A 23,143-nucleotide genomic window follows, 5' to 3' on the forward strand; every position below is an offset into this window, starting at 1 on the left:
GGCGCGCCTGCCGCGCTTCAGCCCCGGCTGGACCGCCAGACCTGAAGCCTCGACTGAACCAGCCCCGCCGAACCAGCACAGCGCAGACGTGATCACCGAGCACCACCACTGGTCGCGAGGACGGCTGATCAGCGCGGACAGCTTCACCATCTTTGGTTGGCCCCACTCGGACACGGGTGATGCCGAACTGGACAACCCTGGGAGCCCGTGCTGAACCAGCCAACCTGACCGGCACCGCTCACCAAGCCTCGCCGTGCACCACCTGTCCACCGAGGACAGTCGACACCACCGAGACGTCGAAGGAGGCCAGCGGGTCCCCCGAGAGCACGGCGAAGTCGGCGAAGCGGCCCGGCGCGATCGATCCCAGGTCGTCCTCCCACCCGCAGGCCCACGCCGCGTCCACTGTGTACGCGGCGAGCGCCTGCGCCGGACTGATGGCCTCCGCGGGCCCGACCAGGTTGCCCCCCGACGACATCCTGGACACCATGAACCGCATCGCCACCAGTGGCGCGCCCACCGTCACGGGCCGGTCGGAGCTGCCCACCAGCCGCACCCCCGCGTCAAGGAAAGACCGGCCACGGTAGAGCCAGCCCGCCCGGTCAGGCCCCATGATCCGCGCGTAGTCATCGCCGAACGACCACAAGAACGCGGGCTGCACGACCGCGGCGACACCCAGCCGGGCGAACCGGTCGAGCTGATCGGGCCGCACCAGCCCGGCGTGCTCGATCCGGTGCCGGGCATCCGCGCGCGGCCGCTCGGCCAACGCCGCGGCGAACCCGTCCAACGCCACATCGACCGCCCGGTCCCCGATGGCGTGCACCGCGAGCTGCCACCCACCCAAATGCGCGTCACGGATCACCGCGTGCAGTTCGGCGGGCTCGCCGTACAGCTCCCCCGACCCGGACCCGTCCGCATACGGCGAGGTCAACGCCGCGGTACGAGCCATCATCCCGCCATCGGTGAACACCTTCAACGCGCCCAACCCCAGCCGAGCGCCACCAAACCCGCTCCGCAACCCCAAGTCCATGGCCCGCGGCGTGTCATCCTCACGATGCGCGCCCATCGGCCGCAGCACGTCAGCGGCCACCATCAACCGCACCCGCAACGACAACCGCCCCTGCCGCTCGGCCTCCTGATACGCACCCCCCTCAACCGGGCTGTGCCGGATCAACCCACCCCCCACGCCCGCCTCCGCGCACGCGGTGACCCCTTCGGCCAGACACTGCCGCCCAGCCCGCTCAATCGCCTCCACCAACTCCCCCCGCGAATACGGCTGCCGCAACCCCCGCACAGCCGCCGCACCCCCTTCCACCAAAAGCCCCTCCCGATGCCCGACTCCAGCGGGCAGCAACGCCAACACCTCAGACGACACCACACAAGCGTGCCCAGAGTCGTGGATCAGATGGACCTTCCGCCCACCCGACACCCCGTCCAACTCCGCCGCCGTCACATGCCCACCCGCCAACCGACGCTGGTCGTACCCGACCACATCCACCCACTCCCCCACCCCCCGCGCCGCGGCAGCCCGACCGACAGCCGCCAACACACCCGCCCGATCCCCACACCCCGCCACACTGGGCGCACCGGCGGCCAACCCGGCCCAAGCCAGATGCACGTGGGCATCCACAAACCCCGGCACCACCCAGGCCCCACCCAAATCCACCTCCCGAACCGCGGGAAGCCCCACCACCGCCTCATCCACCCCCACCACCCGCCCCCGCCAAACCCCAATCACCCGCGCCCGCGGATGCCCAGGATCCATCGTCAAAACCCGCGCTCCGGTAATCAGCAAATCCAGCACGCCCCCACCCTAAACGAACCGCTCTGAAGCGGTCACCACCAAAGCCCGCCCGCCAAGCACATCAAGCCACCTGCCATCAGCCACCGACTGCCCGCCACACCTCGCCGCGTGCAAACGTCCACCACCGAACACCACTGCTTAGCAGCCTTCCGCCTAGGGCCTGTCCTCCAACCCCGGTCGATGAGCGTCGGGCTCGAATCGGTTACCGGCGACGCTGGCGCAGGGCCCTCGTACCGAGGGGTTGTGCTCGGGTTCTGTGGCGGTGCCGTCAGCGGCCGATCCGGCCCGGCTACCGCGATCGGGGTTTGAGGACAGCCCTGGGCCAAGTCGGCTCGCCAAACCTGACGCCTGCGAGCACTTCAGCCGTTGTTCCCGCATTTCTCCCTGAGAGGCAACGACAAGAAGGACCGCACGTCCAACCAGTATGGGCCGCGAAATCGCGCGGTCAGAAAATGTGAGGGGATTCTAATGGAAATGTTCCGAAGATCGGGGATTCTGGTGGCCGCGGTGGCCATGGCCGTCGCGCTCGCCCCGACCGCCGCCGCCACGCCTACCCCCGCGCCGGTGGCCGCGTCCGCGCCGTACTGCGGAATCACGTGGGGCTCCCAGTCGAAGACCGCGTCCTGGTCGCCGACCGTCGCCGTGCTGACAGGCATCCGGGCGGGCAGGCACGCCTGCTTCGACCGCTTGGTGTTCGACGTCCAGAACGGAGAGGTCGCCGGATTCCAGGTGCGCTACGTCGCGTCGGTGACCACGCCCTTCGGCCACGTCGTGCCGCTGCGCGGCGGGGCCAAGCTGTCGATCAAGATGGGTGTCTCCGACTACGCGGGCCCGGCGCAGCCGAGGTTCCGGTGCCCGGAGGTGTCCTGCACCGAACTCGTGGACGTTTCCGGCTACCCGACCTTCCGCCAGGTGTCCCATGGCGGCGCCCACCTGGGCAATATGCTGATGGGGCTGGGCGTGCGAGCCACGCTGCCCTTCCGGGCGTACACCCTCCCCGGCCGCCTCGTGATCGACGTGGCGCACCGCTGGTGATCGACCGAGCGGGCCGACCCTCGCCGCGACGGGAGGATCGGCCCCGTCGACCGGGATCAAGCCACCTGCGACTGGCCGGGTCGCCAGTGCCTGTCCTCCAACCTCGATCGCGATAGCCGGGTCGCCTCGGCCGCTGACGGCACCGCCGCAGAACCCGAGCACAACCCGGCCAGCACCGCAGGCAGCCGATCCGAGCCCGACTCTCATCGACCGGGGACGGAGGACAGGCACCCAGCACCCAGCACCCAGCACCCAGCACCCAGCACCCAGCACCCAGCACCCAGCACCCAGCACCCAGCACCCAGCACCCAGCACCCAGCACCCAGCACCCAGCACCCAGCACCCAGCACCAGAAAGCCCACCGCATGGCGGCTCGCCTCGCAAGCACGCGCACGCATCGAAGCGCGGCAGGGCCGAGACAGCAGGCCGAGGCTGCAGGGCCGAGCAGAGCGCCACGGATCGGCTGGCGATCTCCGAGCACCCGCGACCTCTCGCCGCGCGCGCCACGACATACACGCAACGAAAAGGATCTTGGGATCGTGCCCGGTTTTGCCCTCGGCCGAAGTGCCTTAACAACAACTGCTTAGACAAGGAAGGGGCCGCCGGACTGGAAGTCCGGCGGCCCCGACATACTCTCACGTGGCCACTATGGAGTGAACAGGTCCACGTGTGCGGCGAAGGCGGTGGCGATCTCCGCCTGGGCCCAGAAACGGTGGTAGGTGAACGTGGGGGCTGGGCCGCCGTCCAGGTAGGCCTGGACCTTGGGCCAGGCCGGGTCGTCCTTGTAGAACGAGCGGATGGACAGGAAGGTCGCGCCCGGGGCGATCACGTCGCCGTTGGGCATGGTGCCGCGGAAGCTCGGCGGGACGTAGGTGCCGTCCCCGCCCGCGGTGTAGGGGTCGTCGAAGCGGGAGTAGTCGCCGCGGGTTTCCGGGATGGCGATGCCTCGGGTGGTCTGGTTGGCCAGCAGCGCGTTGAGCAGGCCCTCGCCCGTGGTGCGGGCGGCGGTGTTGCCCGAGCGGGCCGCGTAGTGCAGGAGGGTCTTGGCCAAGGCGGCGGCGACGCCGACGTCCTTGCCCTGCGTGTCGACGGTGACGCGCAGGCCGGGGTTGGCCGCGGGCCAGTTGGCGCCGCTGGTGGTGAAGCTCGCCGCGGGGGTGCCCGTCCACGTCATGTCGGAGGGGACGGCGAAGTTCCCGCCCGTGCCGAGGGTGGTGTTCGCGATGGCCCAGGGCACCCACCTGTCGAGGATGTCCTTCGCCTGCGCGTTGCCGGTCTCGGAGTACAGCGCCGCGACGCGCTCCATGCCCCAGACCTGGAAGCCGAACCAGCGGTTCGACGGCGGGTCGTGCCACACCGGCTGGTAGTCGTAGAACATGCCGTTGAAGGTCGGCAGGTTCGACGGCGGGGTGGTGTACTGCCCGTCCCAGCTGTTGGTCGCGCCGCCGGCGATGCCGCCGTCGGCGGACTGCAGCCACTTGATGAACTGCAGCTGCCGGGTGAGGCTGTTCGCCCAGTCGGCCTGGCCGGTGGCCGACTTCGGCTTCAGCGCCGGGTCGTTGGCCATGGCGTGGGCCGCCAGCGGGTTCTGGTAACCCTGGTGGTTCGCGCCGTCGCCGATGCGCCAGGCCCAGCCCGCCGAGGTGTCGGTGGCGCCGCCCCACGCGTAGTACCAGGACATCAGGTAGTGCGCGCTGCCCTTGCCGGTGCCGCCGGGGCAGGTCATCGGGTTGGTGCAGTTGCCGATGCGCTTGAAGTACTTGTCGAACATGGCGTAGCGCAGGTAGTCACCCATCTTGGACGCCTTGGCGACCACGCCTGCGACCTGCGAGGCCTTGCCCTGCGCGCCCGCCCACTTGTTCGCCATGTAGGCGACCTGGACGGCGCGGGCGTCGGCGTCGGGGGCGTTGGTGTACTTCCACTGCTTGGCGTAGGTGGCGTCCCCGGTGAACAGGTCGAGGAAGCCGTTGGGCCCACCGTGGGCGAAGGTGTCGCACGAGGGCTGCGGGATGGTCTCCCACACCGACTCCTGCGAGCCGCGCTGGTAGGTGTTGATGTACGCCGGGGCGGCGTCGGACTCGTCGCCGCAGCGGCCGAAGCCGAGGGTGTTGTCGACGTCGAGCAGCCAGTGCATGCCGTAGATGTCGCTGTTGCCGTACGCGGTGCGCAGTTCGCCCGCGATCGGGTCCTGGCCGACGGGCACGTTGGCGTTCAGCTGCGAGGGGTACAGCGACGGGTGCGCGTGCTCCGGGGCGTACGTCGCCGGCTTCGCGGGGTCGTAGCGGGCGGCGTTGGGCTGGTCGGCGGCGGCGGGGATGATGAACTTCTCCAGCGACTCCCACGACTTGTTGAACGGCGCCCAGTCACCGGAGATCCGGCCGTAGGCGGCTTCCAGCCACACGTAGTAGCTGTAGGCCTCCGAGGTGGTCTGGTGACCGTGGTCGGGCGCCTCGACGAGCAGCGTCTCCACCGAGTGGTAGGGGACGAGGAGCCCGCCGATGTTGCGGAAGTACCCGCTGTTCGGGTCCTTGATCTTGTTGTACTGCGCCAGGAACGCCGCGGTGTAGTCCGAGGTGTCCGCGGAGAGCTCGCGGGCCTGGATGGTGGCCGAGGTGTACCCGGTCGCCGTCGCGGTGAACGTGGCGGTGCCCAGGGCGCCGCCGTTGTTCGCCGAGGTGATCGTCACCGGCTTCTCGGTGTTCCAGTCGGTCGCGGTGAACGACAGGCTGGCGGGCGTCGCGGTCAGGTCGGTGCTGCCCGCGCTGCGGGCGATGGCGACGGTGACCGGACCCGATGGCTGGGTGGCGAGCTTGACCCCGACGCGCCCGGTGGTGCCCTGGCGGATCGCCACGGTCGCCGGGGAGGCGACGATGGTCGGCGCGCTGATGACCGTCACCGCGATCGGGGTGGACAGCGCCGACGCGCCGCGGTTGTCGTGGGCCCGCGCGGCCAGCGAGTGCTGCCCGACCGGCGCGTTGGCCCATTCCGCGGTGTAGGGCGCGGTGGTGTCGGTGGCGATGAGCGTGGTGCCGTTGAAGAACTCGACGCGGTCGACGGTGCCGTCGGTGTCCGAGGCGGCGGCGGCGAGGGCGATCGGCCTGCCCACGGCGTGCTGGGAATTGTCCGCCGGGGAGGTCATCGACACCGTGGGCGCCTTGTTGGCGCCGGTGCAGGGGGTGCCGTTGACGGCGTAGTCGACCGGCGCGCGGTTCTGGCCGGTCCAGCTGGCGTTGAACCCGAAGGCGACGGACCCGCCCGTGGGGACGTTGCCGTTCCACGCCTCGTTGGTGATGGTCACCGCGGCGCCGCTCTGGGTGTAGCGGCTGCTCCAGGCCTGCTGGATTCGCTGGCCGTCCTGGAAGGTCCAGGTCAGCCGCCAGCCCGCCAGGGCGTCGCCTTCGTTGCGCAGGGTGACGTTCGCGGTGAAGCCACCCTGCCATTGGTTCGTCGTATACGTCACCGAGCAGGCCACGGCGGCGTGCGCCACGGTGGCCAGGGGAACCATGGCGCCGGCCGCGAGGGTGGTCGCCGCGAGGGCGACCCCCAGGGGCCCTGGCCGGGCTCGGCGGGACAGGACGGATCGCATCGTTACAGGTCCTCCAATTCGCACACAGGGGCACCGCCGGCCTTGGGGGGAACGACCGTCGGGGGTTCCGGCCAGGGGCGCGCCTTGCCGAGCGCGCCCCTGGCCGGGGCTTTGTCGCGTTGTGCGCCTAGGGTTCGGTGCCCCAGGCCAGGGTGGCGCCGGTGTGGGCCGTGACCCGCGGAGCGTCGCGGTAGGCGGCGGTGGCGCCTGCGTAGCTGTGGTCGTCGGCCTGGTTGAGCGGTGACCAGTCGGACTTGGCGACCCGCAGCTGGATCTCCCCGGAGTCCTGTCCCGGTTGGACGGTCCCGCCGGTGAACGCGATCTGGACGTAGTGGTCGGCGCCCGGTTTGGCGGCGGGCAGTTTGACCACGCTCACGCGGACGTTGGCGCAGCCGACGCGGGCGTAGTCGCACCAGGCCTGCAGGGGCTGGGCGCCGTCGGCGGTGAGCCAGTAGCGCACGGTGGTCCCGGCCAGGTTCAGCGGGGCCGTGCCGGTGTTGCGGACCAGCACCGCGCCGCGGATCTGGTTCCCGGTCGGCGAGGAGTCGGCCGTCCGGTGCTGGACGGTGAGGGCGCCGGGCGGGTCGGGGTCGGGACCGCCGCCGGTCGTGGTGACGGTCAGCGGGGCCGACGCCGGGGAGGCGTTGCCCGCGCCGTCGCGGGCCCGCACGGTGAAGGTGTAGGCCGTCGCGGGTGTCAGTCCGGTGACCGAGAACGAGGTCGTCCCGGTGCGTCCGACCACTGTGGACCCTCGGAGCACCTCGTACTCGCTGACGCCGATGTTGTCGGTCGACGCCGTCCAGGCCAGGGTGGCCCCGGTGGAGCCGACGGTGGTGGCGCGCACCCCGGTCGGGGCGGTGGGCGCCTGGTTGTCGGGCACGGGCTCGCCCGGGGTGGTTCCCCACAGGACACCGGACGCGTCCGCGATCACGATGCGGTTGGTGGTGGCCTGCGTGGTGCTGCCGGTGGGCAGGCCCTGGTAGGACCAGTCGTTGGCCGGGTCCCAGGTGCCGGTGCTGGTCAGGCGCAGCTGGATCTCCCGCCGCCAGGCGCTCTGCCCGGCGGGGGCGATGTCCCCGGCGCAGCGGACCTCCACGTAGTACACCTGACCCGCCACCGGGCGCGGCGCGGACGGTGTGCCGCACTGGTTGTAGTTGGCGGTGGCCGTGACCTGGCTCGCCTGGGTGGTTCCGTCGAGGGTGAAGTAGTAGCGCACCACGCCGTCGCGGACCGCGCGGGCCGGGAAGGAGGAGCGGTTGTAGGCGAACATCTTGACCTCGGTGAAGGTCGTCGACGCCTGGCTGACGCCGGCCTGGACGTAGATCTCGTCCATGTCGACGGGTTCCACCGGCGGGAAGCTGGCCAGGGGCGTGCCGCCGAACTCGTCGTACACCTTCACCAGCGCGCTGGTGAACCCGGCGTTGTAGTCGATGGCGACTTCGTTGGCGACGTAGTCGGAGCGGTCGTCGGTGTAGGCGTCGTTGTTGGTCGACGGGCCGCCGACGAGCGCGCCGTAGAGGACGTGCCTGCTGAGCGCCGGGGTCTGGATGTTGTCCAGCCACGCCCCGTGCGCGGTGCGGTGGTGGGGGTTGCGCGGCGGGTTGGCGCCGAAGCCGATGACGTAGCTGGAGTTGCGCGGGTTGTCGCCGAGGATGTAGTTGATCTGGCGGACGCCGAAGTCGTGGTAGCGCGCCTTGCGCACCGAGTCGGTGACGTTCTCGGCGTGCACCATGGCCACGAAGGCGGTGTTCGCCGCGTAGCGCAGGGAGCCCCAGGTGTCGAGCACCGCCTGCCCGCCGGGGGAGTACCGGATTCGGTTGCCGTTGTGGCCCACCGTCCAGTAGTCCAGCCAGCGGTTGGCGTCGGTGAGGTAGCGCTCGGCGCGGGTCAGTTCGGCGAGCAGGACGTAGGCGCCGTAGGACTTGTCGTCCCAGGCGATGGTCCAGCGGTAGGAGCGCTCGGTGCTCTGCGGCTCGGTGGAGAGCTTGGTGTACTCGGTCTCGGCCTTGGCCAGGTAGTTCGCCTCGCCGGTTGCCTTGTGCAGCCAGATGGCGCCCCAGACCAGCTCGTCCTGGTAGCCGCTCCAGGAGCGGTAGAAGCTCTGCGCGTCGGTGATGCAGTCGCTGTACTTGCCGCGGTAGGTGTCGGCGAAGGCGTAGAGCTGGCGGGCGTGGGTGAGCAGCGTGCCCGCGTACGCCGGGTCGCTGTCGCGGAAGACCAGCGAGGCGGCGGCCATCGCCGCGGCGTACTCCCCGGCGAGGTCGGAGCCGGGGCAGCTCGCGTCGACCTTGTACGACGGGCGCCCCATCGGCATGACCTCGGCCGGGCCCCACCAGCGGTGGTCGTCGTCGCCCTTGCCGACCTGGCCGTAGACCACGTTGGGCGACGGGTGCGCCTTGATGATCCAGTCGGTGCCCCACTTGAGGTTCGCCTTGAGGTGGGCGAGCTGGCCGGAGCGGGCGTAGGCGGTGGGCTCCTCCAGCGCGCCCCACGCCAGCATGGTCATCGACGCGGCGAAGGGCAGGCCGAACTTGACGTGGTCGCCCGCGTCGTAGAAGCCGCCGGTGAGGTCGGTGCCCACGTCGGCGCCGTCGGTGAGGGCGGAGTCCCCGCGCCACGAGACCCGGTTGTTCTGCGGCAGCCTGCCGGAGCGCTGGGCGTCGTAGAACCACAGGGACTTCTGCAGCGCCTCGGCGTAGTTGAACGCCGGGGCCGCGGTGGCCTCGCCCGCGAGCGGGACGGCCACCGTCGCGGCCAGCACCGCGGCGAGCAGGCCGCGCACCAGGCGCGGCAGACGATTCGTCACAGCAGCTTCCTCCTTGAAGCATCACCGTGTGGGCATCGCCGATGAGCGACTTTTGGGAGCGCTCTCAGCAGACTGTAGCCCCCGTCACTCGTGTTGTGAACAGGGAAAGTGGCGGGTCCACCAATGGCCTAATCGAGCAGGGCCAAACGGCGGTGTGTGACGGGATATCGGGAAGGCGGAACCGCCCGCCGTGTAAGAGCGCTCCCAGTCTCTCGGCGGGCGGTTCCGGTCTCAGGGCCGCAGGGCCGTCATTCGTGGTGGTGGAAAGCGGCGAACACGCAGCCCTCCACATCGGACGGCACCGTCACGGCGGCCGGGATGTCCTCCGGCGTGCACATCAGGTAGCGCAGACCGAGCCGCTCGACGCCCAGCGGACCCGCGGTGATCGCGAACCCGTTGCCGAAGGCCCAGTCGGGGTTGTTGCGGTCCTGGCCGTCGCCCAGCGCGGCGACCCAGGACTTCTGGAAGGCGACCTGGGCGTCCGGGGCGAACACGACCAGGCCGATCTTGTCGTACGGCTCCACCCCGCAGGTGGCCCACTCGCCGACATAAGACTCATACCATGGAAACCGGGTCGGGCCAAGGTATTCGGCCAACTCCCGCTCGGTGGCGGGCTCGGCGTCGTCGCACTCGTCGGTCGCCTTCCCCACCCAGCGGATCAGGGCTTCCAGGTCGCTGATCGGCTGGCCGAGGGCCGCCGCCCCGCGTTCGCCCGCCGGGATGAGCATGGGGTCGTCGTGGTGGCCCGTCGAGCCGCCGCACGCGCTCAGCCCGGCCGCCACCACGGCGGCCACGGCGGCGGCGCGCACCCGGCTGGTCACCATGGCTGTCGACTCCTCACGGTTGGGGACGGGGTGGGCCGTGCCCGGCCCACCCCGCCATTCATCAGGAAAGGGCGCACGCCGTGCCGTTGAGCGTGAACCCGCTCGGCGCCGACGCACCCTGCTGCGCCGTGCCGTTGAATCCGAACTCGACGGTCGCGCTCGGCGCGATGGACCCGTTCCAGGACACGTTGCGCGCGGTGACCGCGGTGCCGGACTGGCTCACCGTGGCGTTCCACGCCTGGGTCACCTGCTGGCCGCCGCCGTAGGCCCAGTTCAGCGTCCAGCCCGAGACCGCGGACGTGCCGGTGTTGGTGATCCGGACCGTGCCGGTGAAGCCGCCGCCCCACGAGGTGGAGACCGCGTGCGAGATCCGGCAGGTCGAGCCGCCCGGGTCGCCGGGGTTGCCCGCGGAGGTGGTGAAGGAGCCCGGCGACGAGGCCGCGGAGCGGTTGCCCGCGGCGTCCTTCGCCACGACGTAGACGCTGTAGGCGGTGCTCGCCGTGAGCCCCGAGAGCGTCGCCGATGCCGACGTGGTCGAGGCGAGGAGGGTGTCGTTGGCCCCGGCCTCGCGGTAGACGTCGTAGCCGCTGACGCCGGTGTTGTCCGAGGCGGCCGTCCAGCTCAGCCGCGCCGAGGAGGCGGTGACCCCGCTGGCGGTCGGCGTGCCAGGCGCGGTGGGCGCGACGGTGTCACCGCCTCCCGTGCCGCCGCTGAACACGACGTCCGAACAGTTGTAGAACGCCTCCGGGCTGTCGGAGCGCTGCCAGATCGAGTAGATGATGTGCCTGCCGGTCTTGTTCGGCAGGGTCACCGGCCACGCGTACTCCGCGCCCTCCGCGCCGCCGCTGCCCAGCGGCGGGTTGGTCACGCTGTCGAAGGGGGCGGGCTCCAGGTCCGACCACTTCAGCGGCTGCGAGGGGTCCCAGCCGTTGCGGGTGACGTACTGGGACCAGGTTCCCGGGTGCGGGGCCCAGGCGTTGTACCGGAAGGTCACCCGGGAGTTGGCCTGCAGGGCCGTCGTGGGCCACGCCGAGTGGGCGATGTTGAAGCCGTCGTACTTGGCGGTCGGGCCGCAGAGGTCGCCGTCGGCGATGATCTCGCGGTGTCGCCCGCCCGCCAGGCTGATCAGGTTGCCGAACCAGTCCCACAGGGGCTGCTTCCCGCTGACCGCGATCGCGGCCTGGCACGCCGCGTTCTGCGGGTTCAGGTCGCCGCCGCCCCCGCCCGCCCGGCCGTCGACGTAGCAGGCGTAGGTCCGGGTGGCCGGGAAGGTCATGCCGCCGTGGGCTTGCGCGGCCGTGGTGGGGACGAGCACTCCACCGGCGGCCAGCACGCCGACCAGGCCCGCGAGCAACGCACCGTTGCGTCGTGTTCGCACGGGTCATCTCCTTTGATGGTCCAAGAGCGACCCCTCCGTTGAGAGCGCTCCCAGAACTAGGGGAGCACTCAGCCCCCGACTTCGTCAAGGGTCGGTGTTTTCCTCACTGGCGGTGAAAGTTTTCGGGCACGGCGACGCGGCCGTGCCCCGGCAGGCACGGCCGCGACGCTCTGTCACCGGCTTCGGTGTCAGCCGGTGGCCGAGCACACCCCGCTCGGGCTCCAGCCCGCGGTGTCCCCGGAGACGATCATCCCCGCGGTGGTCGACCCGGCGGGCGCCACCGCGCCGTTCCAGCCGACGTTCTTCGCCGTGACGTCCATTCCGGACACGCTCGCCGTCGTGTTCCATGACTGGGACAGCGAAATCCCCGCGCGCAGGGCGAACCGCACGCTCCAGCCCGCGATGGCGGTCCGGCCGGGGTTGGTGACGACGATCTCCAGCTGCCCGCCCCCGGACCAGCGGTTCACCACGCGGACGGTGGCGGTGCAGCCCTCGACCGGCGGCGGACCGGTGCTCGTGGTTGGCGTCGTCGGTGTCGTCGGTGTCGTGGTCGTGATCGGCGGGGTGCTGGACAGGGCGTCCAGCAGCGCCGGGTACCACTTGTCGGCGATCTTGCGGTCACCGGCGGCGTTGGGGTGCACGCCGTCGTAGGTGTCGGTCGCGGTGGCGAACCCGGCCCACTGGTCGACCACCGTCACCGGCGACCGACTGGTGTGCTTGGCCGCCGCCCAGCCGGGGATGGCGGCGTTGAGGTTGGCCACGCGCTGCGCGCATTCGGCGCAGTTGGCCGGGTTCATCGGGATGATCTTGGCGACCAGGACGCGCGTGGCCGGGTTGCTCGCGCGCATCTGGGCGACCAAGGTGTCGAAGGCGGCCAGGATCTGCGCCGGGGTGCGGTTGTTCCACACGTCGTTGGTGCCGAAGTGCATCATCACCACGTCCGGCCGGGCGGCGGCGAGCCAGGGCGGGAGCTGATTCTGCGCGGCGACGTTCGTGGCGAGGTAGCCGCCGTGGCCCTCGTGCTCGCCGTCGTAGGCGAAGCCGCAGCCGTCCGGTGAGAGCGTTCCGACGAAGTCCACTTCGGAATTGCGCCCGGCCTGCCGCAGCTTGTCCCAGAGCAGCGCGCGCCAGCAGCCCGGGGAGCCGGTGATCGAGTCGCCCAGGGCCATGACCCGCAGCGGGGCGGCGGGCGCGGAGTTGCCCGGCGCGGCGACCACCAGGGTCAGCGCGGCGATCAGGGCGGCCATGACCGCCGGGAGCAGTGCCTTGCGGAGCACGTGTCCTCCACTGGTGTCAGGGGGTGTGGTCCGGTCCCGGGGCGGCGGGGCAAGGAGCTGTGAGTGGGCCGCCGCCCCGGGACCGGGGTCGGGTCAGCCCACCGTGCAGGACGCGCCGTTGAGCGTGAACGCGGTGGGTGCGGTGTTGCTGCCGTTCCAGCTGGCGATGAAGCCGAAGCCGGTCGAGCCGCCAGGGGCGATACCGCCGTTCCAGGCCACGTTGGTGGCGGTGACCTGGGTGCCGGACTGGCTCGCCGTGGCGTTCCACGCCTGCGACACCGTCTGTCCATTCGCGAACGACCAGCGCAGGGCCCAGCCCGACACCGCGGCGGTGCCGGTGTTGCGGACGGTGATGTCACCCTGGAAGCCGCCCTGCCACTGGTTCGTCACGCGGTAGGTGACCGCGCACGAGCCGGTGGGGTTCCCGCCGGTCGTGGTGACGCTGACCGTGGCCGAGCGCGCGGACCGGTTGCCCGCGCGGTCCTTGGCGTACACCGCGAAGGTGTAGGCGGTGGACGCGCTCAACCCGCTGACGGTGGCGGAGTTGGTGGTGCTGGAGCCCGCCGCGGACTCGGTGCCGCCCGCGACGCGGACGACGTCGTAGCCGGTGACGCCGACGTTGTCGGTCGAGGCCGCCCACGAGAGGGAGACGCTGCTGCTGGTGATGTTCGACGCGCTCGGGGTGCCCGGCGCGGTCGGCGGGGTGGTGTCGCCGACGGTGCCGCCGTAGATGGTGGCCTCGCGCGAGGTGGCCTTGATCCCGTTGGCGCCGTTGACCGCGCGCTGGCCCCAGCTGGTGAGCTGGGCGGGGTTGAACGCCGTCACCATGTCCAGGTACTCGACGCCGCCGCCGTTGCCGCTCCACGACCACGTCAGGTAGCCCAGGCGCAGTTGCTGGGTGGTGGCGAAGATGGCGTTCTCGTCGGGGTTGCCGTCGGAGTGGTCGTGGCCGAACTCGCCGACCAGGATCGGCAGGCGGGCGCTGACGAAGGCGTTGAGGTAGGCCGAGACCTCCGCGGCGGTGTCGAACACGCCGTACATGTGGATGGAGAACATCGTGTTGCCGGTCGGGTCGGCGGCGTAGACCTGCGCGGCGTTGTCGCGCATGGTGAACGACCAGTCCTGGCCCCAGTTCGGGGCGTCGACCATGATGACGTGGTCGTAGCCGCCCGCGCGCAGCCTGCCGATCGCCTGGCTGGTGTGCGTGGTCCAGTTCTGGTGCCCGACGTTGCCGAACGGCTCGTTGCCGATGTTGAGGATGACGTAGTTCTCCTGGCCCGCCAAGGCGCTCTTGATGTCCGCGCTGAGCCAGTAGTCGGCGGCCTGGGCGAGCGTCGCGGCGCCGCTCTGCTCGCCGTAGCCGGTGGTGTCGTGCACCTCCAGCACGCAGATGAGCTTGTTGGCCTTGCACAGGGAGATCACGTTGCTGACGTCCGCGCCGCTGCTGCGGGTCCAGCGGGTGCCGTTGGAGAGCACCACGCGCACGGTGTTGGCTCCGGTGGCCTTGATGTTGGCGAAGGAGCTGGTTTCGCCGGGGTACCAGGTGTGCGCGTGGTTGACCCCGCGCATCACGAACTCGTTGCCATTGCTCTCGTAGAGACGCCCGTTCTGCACGCGCAGTCCGGTCGCCGCCGAGGCGGTCGGAACCACCACGAGCAGCGTCAAGACCAAGGCGGCGAGCGTGGTCAAGGCCACGGCCAGCCTTTTCCTCATGGAACACCTCTCTGCTGAATCGTCGACGTTGAACAATTCGGGTGTTTTCGCCCGTACGTCAAGCGGTCTAGGACGATCCACAGTGGATGGTCGCGGGACAGGGAGCGGACATGACGGTCTCCTCGGACGCACGGGCGTGCTGTCCGCCTGACCGCGGAGCCGCTCCCACACCGGACCTGAGCGGGCCGGGGTGTCTCCGCCGAGAGGAAGGACGGATCACACTGAACCAATTAACCGATTAAGTGTCAAGCATGGTGACGCGCTGTCACGAGGACTGCTCAGCTTGTCGGGCCGGTCGTCCCGCGCAGGATCAGTTCCGGGTCGGCGGTCCGCAGGTGCCCTACCGCGCCGCCGTCGATGACCTCCAGCAGCAGCCGCACCGCCGCCGCGCCCCGCTCGACGATCGGCCTGCGCACGGCGGTCAGCGCGGGCCGGACCAGGCTGCACAGCGCCGAGTCGTCCCAGGCGACCAGGGAGAGGTCGCCCGGCACCGACAGGCCCAGCTCCTGGGCGACACCGAGCGCGGCCACGGCCATCACGTCGTTGTCGAACACCAGCGCGGTCGGCGGCTCGGGCGCGGTCAGCGCCTCGCGGGTCGCCGCGGCCGCGGTCTCGGCGCCGTAGTCGGCGGTGTAGATCGGCGCGGCCGCCAGGCCCAGCGCGGCGGCCTCGGCGGCGAAGACCCGCGACCGCGAGCGGGTGTGCACGAACTCCAGCGGGCCGCCGACCCTGCCGATCCTGCGGTGCCCGAGCCGGGCGAGGTGGCGGAGCACCTCGACCATCGCGACCGCGTCGTCGGTCCACACGCACGGCGGGCCGTCGGCGGCGACCGGCTCGCCGAAGATCACCGCGGGCAGCCCGAGCTCGGTGAGCAGGGCGACCCTCGGGTCCTCGGCGCGCAGGTCGACCAGCAGCACGCCGTCCACCCTGCGCTCGGCCCACCAGCGGCGGTAGAGCGTCAGCTCGGTCTCGGCGTTGTCGGTGACCTGCAGCAGCAGCGCCGTGGTGCCGTCGGCGAGCGCGTCCTGGATGCCGGAGACCAGCTGCATGAAGTAGGGCTCGACGCCGATGGCCCTGGCGGGCCGGTCGATCACCAGGCCGATGGCGCCCGCCCGGCCGTCGGACAGCGCGCGGGCGGCGCGGTTGGGCGCCCAGCCGAGCTGGTCGGCGATGCCGAGGATGCGCGCCCTGGTGGTCTCGGAGACGCCGGGGCGGTTGTTGAGCGCGTAGGAGACCGCGCCGGTCGACACCCCCGCCGCCCTGGCGATGTCCGCGATGGTGGGCCGCTTCACGGATTCCCGGCGCTCCTCGCGATAGGGCAGTGGGGCTGTCTGGGCTGGTCGGCGGTGTCGGCGTCTCCGGGTTCGGGACGCCAGTGTCTCACCCGGCGCGGGCCGGACCGGTGCTGCCGCGCACGTCCAGCCGCGCGGCAGGCGACCAGCGCTCGGTCACCGGCTCGCCCGCGAGCAGGTCGAGGACCGAGTCGGCGACGACGCCGCCGAAGCGGTGCACGTCCACGCTCATCGTGGTCAGGTCCGGGGAGGCCAGCCTGCACAGGGTCGAGTCGTCCCAGGCGATGAGGCTCAGCTCGGCGGGGACGGCGACGCCGAGTTCCTTGGCCACGCCCAGGCCCGCGACGGCCATGACGTCGTTGTCGTAGAGGATCGCGGTCGGCGGGTGCTCCGCGCGCAGCAGCTGCGTGGTCGCCTTGACGCCCGCCTGTTCGGAGTAGTCGGCCTCGACCGTCACCGGCTCGATGCCCGCGCCCGCGCACACCTCGGCCAGGGCCGCGGCGCGGGCCCGGGTGTGCAGCAGCGTGTCCGGGCCGCTGACCCTGGCGATGCGCCGGTGGCCCAGCTCCAGCAGGTGCGTGGCGGCGGCGCGGATCGGGGCGGTGTCGTCGGTGCGGACCGCGGGCAGCCCCGCGGCGGGCTCGCCGACGAGCAGCGCGGGCAGGCCCAGCGCGACCAGTTCGGCCGGGCGCGGGTCGTTGACGGCCCGGTTGACCACGACCGTGGCGGCGACGAGCTTCTGCCCGGCCCAGCGGCGGTAGGCGGCGATCTCGGCCTCGTGGTCGGCGACCACGTGCAGCAGCAGCGACAGGTCGCGCTCGGCCAGGCGTTCCTCGATGCCCGCGATGAACTCCATGAAGAACGGCTCGGCGCCCAGCAGCCGGGCGGGCCGGGCCAGCACCAGACCCACTGGGCCGGTGGGCTGCCCCGTGGACTGCCCGGTGGGCTGCTCAGTGTCGGACAACTTCGGACTCCCTACGCCACGGCTGGGCGGAGTGTAGCCGGTGAACCGATCGGTACATTTGCGTCATGGCGACCCTACCCAGGACCGAGCGGGGCAGGCGGGCGCGGGAGCGGATCGTGCGCGCGGGCGCCGAGCTCTTCCGCGCGCGGGGCGTGCGCGCGACCGGCGTGGAGGACGTGCTGGCCCGCGCCGAGTGCGGCAAGAGCCAGCTGTACCACTACTTCGACGGCAAGGCCGACCTCGTCGCCGCGGTGCTCGACCACCAGCTCGACGAGCTGCTGGCCGAGCAGGCCGAGCACCTCGCCGACCTGGACACGTGGCCGGGCATCCGGCGCTGGCTGGACGCGCTGCCCGGGGCGTTCACCGCCGCAGGCGGGATCGCGGCGTGCCCGCTCGGCGCGCTCGCCGCGGAGCTGGCCAGCTCGGACGAGGATCTGCGGCACGCCCTGATCGCCGCCTTCGACCGCTGGTCGGGACATCTGGCCGCCGGCCTGAGGGCGCTGCGCGCGCGGGGGGAGCTGGCCGCCACCGCCGACCCGGAGCGCCTGGCCCGCGCGACGATCGCGGCGCTCCAGGGCGGTCTGCTGATGGCGAGGACGTACGGCGAGACCTCCGCGCTGTCGGACGCCCTCGACGCGGCGTACGCGGGGCTGCGGGTGTTTGAAACTGTACCGAACGGTCCGTACAGTTCTCCACATGACTGATTGGCCCGTGGTCGAGCTGCGCCAGTACACCCTGCGCCCCGGCGGGTTCCCCGTGCTCGCCGACCTGTTCGACCAGGTGTTCACCGACGAGCTCGAGGCGTGCGGGATGCGGGTGGTCGGCCAGTTCGCCGACCTCGACGACCCCGACCGGTTCGTCTGGCTGCGCGCCTTCCCCGACCTGGAGCGCCGCACCGCCGCCCTGCGCGAGTTCTACGAGGACGGACACGCCTGGCGGACCCACCGCGAGGCCGCCAACGCGACGATGACCGACTCCGACGACGTGCTCCTGCTGCGCCCGGTCCAAGGCGACCTCCCGGAGACCGCAGGCCACGCGATGATCACCGCCACGGTCTGCCTGCTCCCCCGGCCGGTGGACGACGCGGTCCGCGCCCACGCCGCCGAGCACGCCCCGCCGGGCACGCCGCTGGGCCTGCTGGAGACCGAGCCCGGCCCCAACGGCTTCCCTCGCCTGCCGGTGCGCGAGGGCGAGAACGCGATCGTGTGGCTCACCGGGCACACCGAGGCCGAACCAGGCCCTTTCGGCCCGCCAGACCCCTTCAGCGCGGACCTGGCCCGGCGCTGGGACGCCAGGGTTGCCCGGCTTCGGCTCGCGCCGCTGGCGCGTTCGCGAATGGGCTGAGGAACCTTGGTCGAAACGGTGTAATCGCGCGGCGACGGGGTACCTCCTTGGAGTGACTGACTGGACGCACGTCGGCTGGTGGCCGGAACCGGCGGGACTGGTGACCAATGCCGATTCGAAGACGGTTGATGCGATGACGCAGGGCGAACTCGTCGAGCTTCGGGTCGACGCCGAGCTGGACAGTCTCCCCTTGGTCCGCACCATGGCAGGCGCGGTCGCCATGCGCGCCGACTACGACATCGACGCGATCGCCGACCTGAAGCTGGTCGCCGACGAGATCTGCACCATGCTCATCCGGCGGGCAGCGCCGGGCGGCAGGCTGTTCGGCCGGTTCTCGCTGCTGCCGCACTCGCTGACCTTCGGGGTGTCGGTCGAGGTCGAGGACACCGCGCCCATCCAGCCGGACTCCCTCGGCTGGCGGCTGCTGACCGCCCTGGTCGACTCGATCGCCACCGCCGTGCGCACCGACAGCGCGCAGGCCGAGCTGGCGATCGAAGTGCTGATCACCCGAAAGAGCGGCGCCCGGTGACTCAGCCGCACCTGACCACCCACGCCCGCCGCGAGACCGGGACCTACGCCGACCTCGCTCCCCTGTTCGAGCAGCTCGCCGAGCTTCCCGACGGCGACCCCCAGCGCGCCGAACTGCGCACCCGCCTGGTGACCGGGCACCTGCCGGTCGCCCAGCACATCGCCCAGCGCTTCGCCAACCGTGGCGAGCCGCAGGACGACCTGCTGCAGGTCGCCACGGTCGGCCTGATCAACGCCGTCGACCGGTTCGACCCGACCCGCGGCACCGACTTCCTGTCCTTCGCCATCCCGACGGTCATGGGCGAGGTCCGCCGCCACTTCCGCGACACCTGCTGGTCGCTGCGCGTGCCCCGCAGGCTCAAGGAACTGCACCTGGCGGTGAGCACGGCCAGCGCCGAGCTGTCCCAGCGGCTCGGGCGCGCCCCCACGCCCAGTGAGATCGCCACGCACCTCGGCGAGCCGATCGAGGACGTCTACCAGGGCCTGGAGGCCGCGGGCGGCTACCGCTCCCAGTCGCTGGACGAGGTGCTGGGGCCGAACGAGGACTCCGCATCGGTCGGCGACCGCATCGGCTTCGAGGACCAGGCCCTCATCGAGGTCGACCAGCAGGAGACCCTGCAGCCGCTGCTGGCCGAACTCCCCGAGCGCGAGCGGCGCATCCTGATCCTGCGCTTCTACGGCAACATGACCCAGACCCAGATCGCGGAGAAGGTCGGCCTCTCCCAGATGCACGTCTCCCGCCTGCTGAGCCGCACCCTGCGCCGCCTGCGCGAGCGGATCTCCGACTAGCCAACAGCCTGGCTAGGGCATCTCGGACAGCGGCGCCCGCAGCGCCGAGTTCAGGTCGTCGGCCATCGTCAGCACCCGGTCGAGACCGGTCAGCTGCAGGGACCGGCGGGCCGGGCCCGTGGGCGCGGTCGCCACGACGAGCCGCTGGCCCCGTTCCCCGCACTCATCCGCGGCGCTGACCAGCACGCCCATGCCCGCCGAGCCGAGGAAGCGCACCTCGACCAAGTCGGCCACGACCAGGCCCTCGCCCACGGCGATGGCCGCGTGCAACGCGTCGGCCAGCTGCGGCGCGGTCGCCATGTCAATCTCGCCGTCGGCGTAGACCACGACGGCGTCATCGAAGGTTCCCTGACGAAGCGTCAGCAAAGTGCTCACCGGTCGTCACTCCTCGGTTCAGTGGCGTACACCGGTAGGGACGAGCCCACTGTAGCCGCATCCGCCCGCGGCCGCGCACGGTTGACCACCAGCGCGCCGGGGTACGTCGCTGGCATACCAGGAGGTCAGGAGGCACATGTGGGTACGGAATCGCCAGAGGCGCAGTTACGGCGCAATATCAACGAACTGCTCCAGGAACTGCGGGTCGCCCAAGGCGGGGTGCAGATCCTGTTCGGGTTCCTGCTGGCGGTCACCTTCACCCAGCCCTACCTCAACGGCACCGATTTCCAGCACGCCGTGCACTTGGTCACCGTCGGGCTCACCGTCATCGCGGTCGCCCTGCTGACCGCGCCCGCCGCCTGGCACCGAGTGCTGTTCCGCCAGGGCCAGCGCGACCGCATCCTGCGGATCTCCAACCGCTTCGCCCTCTACGGCCTGTCCGCCCTGGCGAGCGCGATCACCGGAACGGTGCTACTCCTTGTGGACGTCATCGCCGGGATGGTGCCCGCGTTCATCGCCGCGGCCGTCGTCCTGGCGCTTTTCGGCGTCCTGTGGTTCGCCATGCCGCTGCGCCACCACGACTCCGACGAGGAGGGCCCGGAACCCGTCGACAGCCGTTCGGTGGAGAACGGCTCGTGACCGAAGTGGGAGGCACCTGTGCGCGACCGCGCGGTTGTGGTGGGGTACGACGGCTCGCCGGCCGCCCGTGACGCCGTCCGGTGGGCGGCCGCCGAGGCCCGCCGAACCGGTGGTCCGCTGGTGGCCGTCTTCGCTGTCGACCCCAACCCGGTGGCCCCCGCGCTGACCGGCCCCGTGCCCACCGAGGGCATCGACGAGGAGCAGCTGCGGGCCGCGGCGTCCTCGATCATGGCGGAGCTGGAGCAGGTGCTGCGGGAGAAGGCGGGCGATGTGGCCGTCGACACCCGCATCCCGCTCGGCCCGCCGGTCCCCGGGTTGCTGAAGGTGGCCGCCGAGGTCGACGCCGGGGTTGTGGTCGTCGGCGCCACCGGGCACAACGCGGTCGCTCGGGCGGTCCTGGGATCGACCACGGCCGCGCTGTTGAGGACGGCCCGCCTGCCGGTGGTCGTGGCCCGGGGCGTTGGGACAGTGGGTGACGCCAGGGGTGACGTCGTGGTGGGCATCGCCGACGACGAGTCGAGCGCCGCGGCGGTGGAGTTCGCCGCGGCGTACGCGGCGCGCCACGGGTTGCGGCTGCGGGCGGTGCACGGCTGGTCCCCGGAGCCGGTCCCGGGTTTCGGCGTGGTGGAGCTGTGGGGCAGCGACACCGAGCGCGGCGCGGACATCGCCGGCGAGCTGCTGCGGGGACCGCTCGCCGCGGTGCTGGAGGCGCACCCCGCGGTGGAGGTCGAGGTCGAGGCGGTCCCGGAACCTCCGGGCCAGGTGCTGCTGGAGCGGGCCAAGACCGCGGCGCTGCTGGTGGTGGGGACCCACGGCCGCGGCGCGCTGCGCCGGATGCTGCTGGGCTCGGTGAGCCACCGGGCCGCGCACGTGGCGCCCTGCCCGGTGGCTGTCGTCCACGGCCAGTGCGACATCTAGTGCCCCACCGAGTCCGTCATCACAACCATCACTGATTCGATGGGATCGGGTTGCGGCGCAGTGCCTCGGCGACCGAGTACAGGTTGTGGGCCATCGACCGCGCGGTCTTCTCCGACCACTCGTGTCCGTGGTCGGTGTCGCTGTAGGACGGTCCCGGCCCGGGACCCATGTTCCAGTACGTCCACGCCTGGCCCGGGATCGTGTACCCGATGTCGACGAGCGCTCCGCTGATCTCGCTGATCACGTGGTGGGCGCCGTCCTCGTTGCCGGTGACCACCACCCCCGCCACCCGGTTGTACGCCACCGGGGACCCGTCGTCCGCGGTCTCGGAGATCATCGCGTCCATGCGCTCCAGCGCCCGCTGGGCAAGTGACGACGGCCTGCCCACCCAGGTGGGCGAGGCGAAGATCAGGATTTCGGCGGCGAGCAGGTCCTCGTGGACCCGCGGCCACTCGTCGCCCGACCCCGCCTCGGTGACCACACCCGGCGGTATCGACAGGTCGGCCAGCCGGTGCACCGTCGTCGCGCAGCCCCGCTCACCGAGGGCGCTGAGCACCACGTCCGTCAACAGCTGGGTGTTGGACGGCTCCGACGACGAACTTTTCAACGAGCAGTTCAGCACGACGGCGCGCACCGGTCAGTCCCCTCAGTCGCTGGAGATGTCGGCGAGCAGCGCGCCCACGGTCTGCTTGGGCAGGGCCCGGGCGACGTCGGCCTGGGCGATGATGCCGACCAGGGTGTGGCCGTCGATCACCGGCAGGCGGCGCACGTCGTGGGAGGCCATCGTGCGCAGGACGGTCTCGGCGTCGTCGTCCGCGCCGACGGTCACGGCCTCGCCCTGGGCGAGTTCACCGACGTGGACGGCCATCGGGTCCTTGCCCTCGGCCAGCACCTTCACCACGATGTCGCGGTCGGTGATCATGCCCTTGAGCTTGCCGTCCTCCCCGCAGATCGGCAGGGAGCCCACCGAGGAGGACGCCATCTTCCGCGCGGCCTCGCGGATGGTGCTGGAGCTGTCCACGCATACCGGGTCGGGCGTCATCAGTTCTCGTGCCGTGGTCATGCCCTCTCCTTTCCAGGCGATTTCCCTGACTACTTCCCTGACTACCCGCGCACCGGCCGGGCAAACCCGGTCCACATCGGACTGGACTTCGCCGGGTGCCGGAATGGGTCGCCGCAGCACCCGGCGCCGCAGATCATCGGGGGCTCAGACCGTCAGGCCGCGGGCCAGCGCTCCGATGGCGCCCGCGCCGAGCACGGCGGCCACGGCGACCGGCACCGGGTCGCGCTTGACCGCCTCCGCGGTGCGCCTGCCCGCGACGGTGGCGCGCTCCCGCAGCTGCCCCGCCTTCGCCGAGGCCCGCCCGCGCACGTCGGTCTTGGCGACCAGCGCCTCGACGGTGTCGGCCAGCTCGGCGCGGGTGTGCGCGATGTCCTCGCGCAGGGCCTTCTCCTCACGGGTCACCGGTGTGCCCCTTCCTTGACGGCGGCGACGTCGCGCCGCGTGCTCTCGATGGCTTCTTCCGGAACCGGCGGGCTGCCCTTGCGGACGTCGCCGACGCCGACGGCGGCCAGCACGCCCGCGGTCAGCAGCAGCGCGCCCGCCACGATCAGCGCCGCCGCCCACACCGGCAGCACCAGGGCGAGCGCGGCTCCCGCGGCGACGAGCAGGGCGGCGAGCCCGAACCAGGCCAGCACCCCGGCCGCGCCGCCCAGCGCCACGCCGGTGCCCAGGCGCTTGCCCTTCTGGCGCAGTTCGGTCTTGGCCAGGGCCAGCTCGTCGCGGACCAGCCTGCTGACCTGGTCGCCGACCCGGCTGATGAGTTCAGCTGTGGTGGGTTCGGTCGGTGCGTTCATACCTGTGACTACCCCGT

At 71.6% G+C, this 23,143-nt stretch carries 21 protein-coding genes; 7 read left to right on the plus strand and 14 right to left on the minus strand.

The features are described from left to right. Positions 1–238: 238 nt before the first annotated feature. The gene (locus ACTG9Q_RS26475) at positions 239–1,762 is read right to left on the minus strand and encodes an amidohydrolase (RefSeq protein ID WP_455575760.1); all 1,524 of its coding nucleotides are present in this window, start codon (positions 1,760–1,762) and stop codon (positions 239–241) included. A 513-nt stretch (positions 1,763–2,275) separates the two neighbouring features. On the opposite strand from ACTG9Q_RS26475, the gene ACTG9Q_RS26480 reads away from it, so the two are divergent. Then, the gene (locus ACTG9Q_RS26480; RefSeq protein ID WP_455575621.1) at positions 2,276–2,836 is read left to right on the plus strand and encodes an AMIN-like domain-containing (lipo)protein; all 561 of its coding nucleotides are present in this window, start codon (positions 2,276–2,278) and stop codon (positions 2,834–2,836) included. Between the two features lie 646 nt (positions 2,837–3,482). Here the strand turns inward: ACTG9Q_RS26480 and ACTG9Q_RS26485 are convergent. The 8 genes from ACTG9Q_RS26485 to ACTG9Q_RS26520 form a co-directional block, all read right to left on the minus strand. Then, on the minus strand, positions 3,483–6,422 hold the full coding sequence (locus ACTG9Q_RS26485; RefSeq protein WP_455575622.1) for a glycoside hydrolase family 48 protein: 2,940 nt from the start codon (positions 6,420–6,422) through the stop codon (positions 3,483–3,485). Between the two features lie 127 nt (positions 6,423–6,549). Beyond that, the gene (locus tag ACTG9Q_RS26490) at positions 6,550–9,228 is read right to left on the minus strand and encodes a glycoside hydrolase family 9 protein (RefSeq protein WP_455575623.1); all 2,679 of its coding nucleotides are present in this window, start codon (positions 9,226–9,228) and stop codon (positions 6,550–6,552) included. A gap of 248 nt (positions 9,229–9,476) precedes the next feature. After that, positions 9,477–10,052 carry a hypothetical protein gene (locus ACTG9Q_RS26495; protein ID WP_455575624.1) on the minus strand — a complete coding sequence of 192 codons (576 nt, stop codon included), beginning with the start codon at positions 10,050–10,052 and terminating at the stop codon, positions 9,477–9,479. A 61-nt stretch (positions 10,053–10,113) separates the two neighbouring features. Beyond that, on the minus strand, positions 10,114–11,430 hold the full coding sequence (locus ACTG9Q_RS26500; protein WP_455575625.1) for a lytic polysaccharide monooxygenase: 1,317 nt from the start codon (positions 11,428–11,430) through the stop codon (positions 10,114–10,116). 188 nt (positions 11,431–11,618) lie between these two features. Next, complete coding sequence (locus tag ACTG9Q_RS26505) at positions 11,619–12,707, minus strand: GDSL-type esterase/lipase family protein (RefSeq protein WP_455575626.1); 1,089 nt, start codon at positions 12,705–12,707, stop codon at positions 11,619–11,621. 93 nt (positions 12,708–12,800) lie between these two features. Then, positions 12,801–14,420 (minus strand): cellulase family glycosylhydrolase, encoded by a 1,620-nt coding sequence (locus ACTG9Q_RS26510; RefSeq protein WP_455575627.1) that lies wholly within the window; start codon positions 14,418–14,420, stop codon positions 12,801–12,803. A gap of 278 nt (positions 14,421–14,698) precedes the next feature. Then, entirely contained in the window at positions 14,699–15,712 is a 1,014-nt protein-coding gene (locus ACTG9Q_RS26515; RefSeq protein WP_455575628.1) for a LacI family DNA-binding transcriptional regulator, read from the minus strand. Between the two features lie 88 nt (positions 15,713–15,800). Further along, entirely contained in the window at positions 15,801–16,676 is an 876-nt protein-coding gene (locus ACTG9Q_RS26520) for a LacI family DNA-binding transcriptional regulator (RefSeq protein WP_455575629.1), read from the minus strand. A gap of 65 nt (positions 16,677–16,741) precedes the next feature. On the opposite strand from ACTG9Q_RS26520, the gene ACTG9Q_RS26525 reads away from it, so the two are divergent. The 4 genes from ACTG9Q_RS26525 (at position 16,742) to ACTG9Q_RS26540 (ending at position 19,337) form a co-directional block, all read left to right on the plus strand. After that, positions 16,742–17,380, plus strand: a complete 639-nt coding sequence (locus tag ACTG9Q_RS26525; protein WP_455575630.1) for a TetR/AcrR family transcriptional regulator — start codon at positions 16,742–16,744, stop codon at positions 17,378–17,380. Then, complete coding sequence (locus ACTG9Q_RS26530) at positions 17,373–18,020, plus strand: NIPSNAP family protein (protein WP_455575631.1); 648 nt, start codon at positions 17,373–17,375, stop codon at positions 18,018–18,020. The genes ACTG9Q_RS26525 and ACTG9Q_RS26530 overlap by 8 nt, the downstream gene beginning before the upstream one ends. 133 nt (positions 18,021–18,153) lie before the next feature. Next, positions 18,154–18,549, plus strand: coding sequence for an ATP-binding protein (locus tag ACTG9Q_RS26535; RefSeq protein WP_455575632.1), 396 nt, complete (start codon positions 18,154–18,156; stop codon positions 18,547–18,549). Further along, the gene (locus tag ACTG9Q_RS26540) at positions 18,546–19,337 is read left to right on the plus strand and encodes a SigB/SigF/SigG family RNA polymerase sigma factor (protein WP_455575633.1); all 792 of its coding nucleotides are present in this window, start codon (positions 18,546–18,548) and stop codon (positions 19,335–19,337) included. The genes ACTG9Q_RS26535 and ACTG9Q_RS26540 overlap by 4 nt, the downstream gene beginning before the upstream one ends. Before the next feature lie 12 nt (positions 19,338–19,349). On the opposite strand, the gene ACTG9Q_RS26545 is transcribed toward ACTG9Q_RS26540, so the two are convergent. Continuing rightward, entirely contained in the window at positions 19,350–19,712 is a 363-nt protein-coding gene (locus ACTG9Q_RS26545; protein ID WP_455575634.1) for an STAS domain-containing protein, read from the minus strand. Between the two features lie 138 nt (positions 19,713–19,850). Here ACTG9Q_RS26545 and ACTG9Q_RS26550 point away from each other — a divergent pair, with 138 nt between their 5' ends. Then, positions 19,851–20,351 (plus strand): DUF6328 family protein, encoded by a 501-nt coding sequence (locus tag ACTG9Q_RS26550; RefSeq protein ID WP_455575635.1) that lies wholly within the window; start codon positions 19,851–19,853, stop codon positions 20,349–20,351. An 18-nt stretch (positions 20,352–20,369) separates the two neighbouring features. After that, entirely contained in the window at positions 20,370–21,269 is a 900-nt protein-coding gene (locus ACTG9Q_RS26555; protein ID WP_455575636.1) for a universal stress protein, read from the plus strand. A gap of 28 nt (positions 21,270–21,297) precedes the next feature. Here the strand turns inward: ACTG9Q_RS26555 and ACTG9Q_RS26560 are convergent, their stop codons facing one another. The 4 genes from ACTG9Q_RS26560 to ACTG9Q_RS26575 form a co-directional block, all read right to left on the minus strand. Further along, positions 21,298–21,903: a flavodoxin family protein gene (locus ACTG9Q_RS26560; RefSeq protein WP_455575637.1), complete on the minus strand. Its 606-nt coding sequence runs from the start codon at positions 21,901–21,903 to the stop codon at positions 21,298–21,300. 12 nt (positions 21,904–21,915) lie between these two features. After that, entirely contained in the window at positions 21,916–22,332 is a 417-nt protein-coding gene (locus ACTG9Q_RS26565; protein ID WP_455575638.1) for a CBS domain-containing protein, read from the minus strand. Between the two features lie 144 nt (positions 22,333–22,476). After that, positions 22,477–22,734 carry a DUF3618 domain-containing protein gene (locus ACTG9Q_RS26570; RefSeq protein WP_455575639.1) on the minus strand — a complete coding sequence of 86 codons (258 nt, stop codon included), beginning with the start codon at positions 22,732–22,734 and terminating at the stop codon, positions 22,477–22,479. After that, positions 22,731–23,126: a phage holin family protein gene (locus ACTG9Q_RS26575; RefSeq protein ID WP_455575640.1), complete on the minus strand. Its 396-nt coding sequence runs from the start codon at positions 23,124–23,126 to the stop codon at positions 22,731–22,733. Before ACTG9Q_RS26575 ends, ACTG9Q_RS26570 begins: the two co-directional genes overlap by 4 nt. Positions 23,127–23,143 lie beyond the last annotated feature (17 nt).

The organism is Actinokineospora lacus, assembly GCF_053813445.1.

Bases quoted from the DNA above. Each gene is read 5' to 3' on its own strand.
- ACTG9Q_RS26475 (WP_455575760.1), bottom strand. From the start codon at position 1,762: ATGGATCCTGGGCATCCGCGGGCGCGGGTGATTGGGGTTTGGCGGGGG.
- ACTG9Q_RS26480 (WP_455575621.1), top strand. From the start codon at position 2,276: ATGTTCCGAAGATCGGGGATTCTGGTGGCCGCGGTGGCCATGGCCGTC.
- ACTG9Q_RS26485 (WP_455575622.1), bottom strand. From the start codon at position 6,422: ATGCGATCCGTCCTGTCCCGCCGAGCCCGGCCAGGGCCCCTGGGGGTC.
- ACTG9Q_RS26495 (WP_455575624.1), bottom strand. From the start codon at position 10,052: ATGGTGACCAGCCGGGTGCGCGCCGCCGCCGTGGCCGCCGTGGTGGCG.
- ACTG9Q_RS26510 (WP_455575627.1), bottom strand. From the start codon at position 14,420: ATGAGGAAAAGGCTGGCCGTGGCCTTGACCACGCTCGCCGCCTTGGTC.
- ACTG9Q_RS26525 (WP_455575630.1), top strand. From the start codon at position 16,742: ATGGCGACCCTACCCAGGACCGAGCGGGGCAGGCGGGCGCGGGAGCGG.
- ACTG9Q_RS26530 (WP_455575631.1), top strand. From the start codon at position 17,373: ATGACTGATTGGCCCGTGGTCGAGCTGCGCCAGTACACCCTGCGCCCC.
- ACTG9Q_RS26535 (WP_455575632.1), top strand. From the start codon at position 18,154: ATGACGCAGGGCGAACTCGTCGAGCTTCGGGTCGACGCCGAGCTGGAC.
- ACTG9Q_RS26565 (WP_455575638.1), bottom strand. From the start codon at position 22,332: ATGACCACGGCACGAGAACTGATGACGCCCGACCCGGTATGCGTGGAC.
- ACTG9Q_RS26575 (WP_455575640.1), bottom strand. From the start codon at position 23,126: ATGAACGCACCGACCGAACCCACCACAGCTGAACTCATCAGCCGGGTC.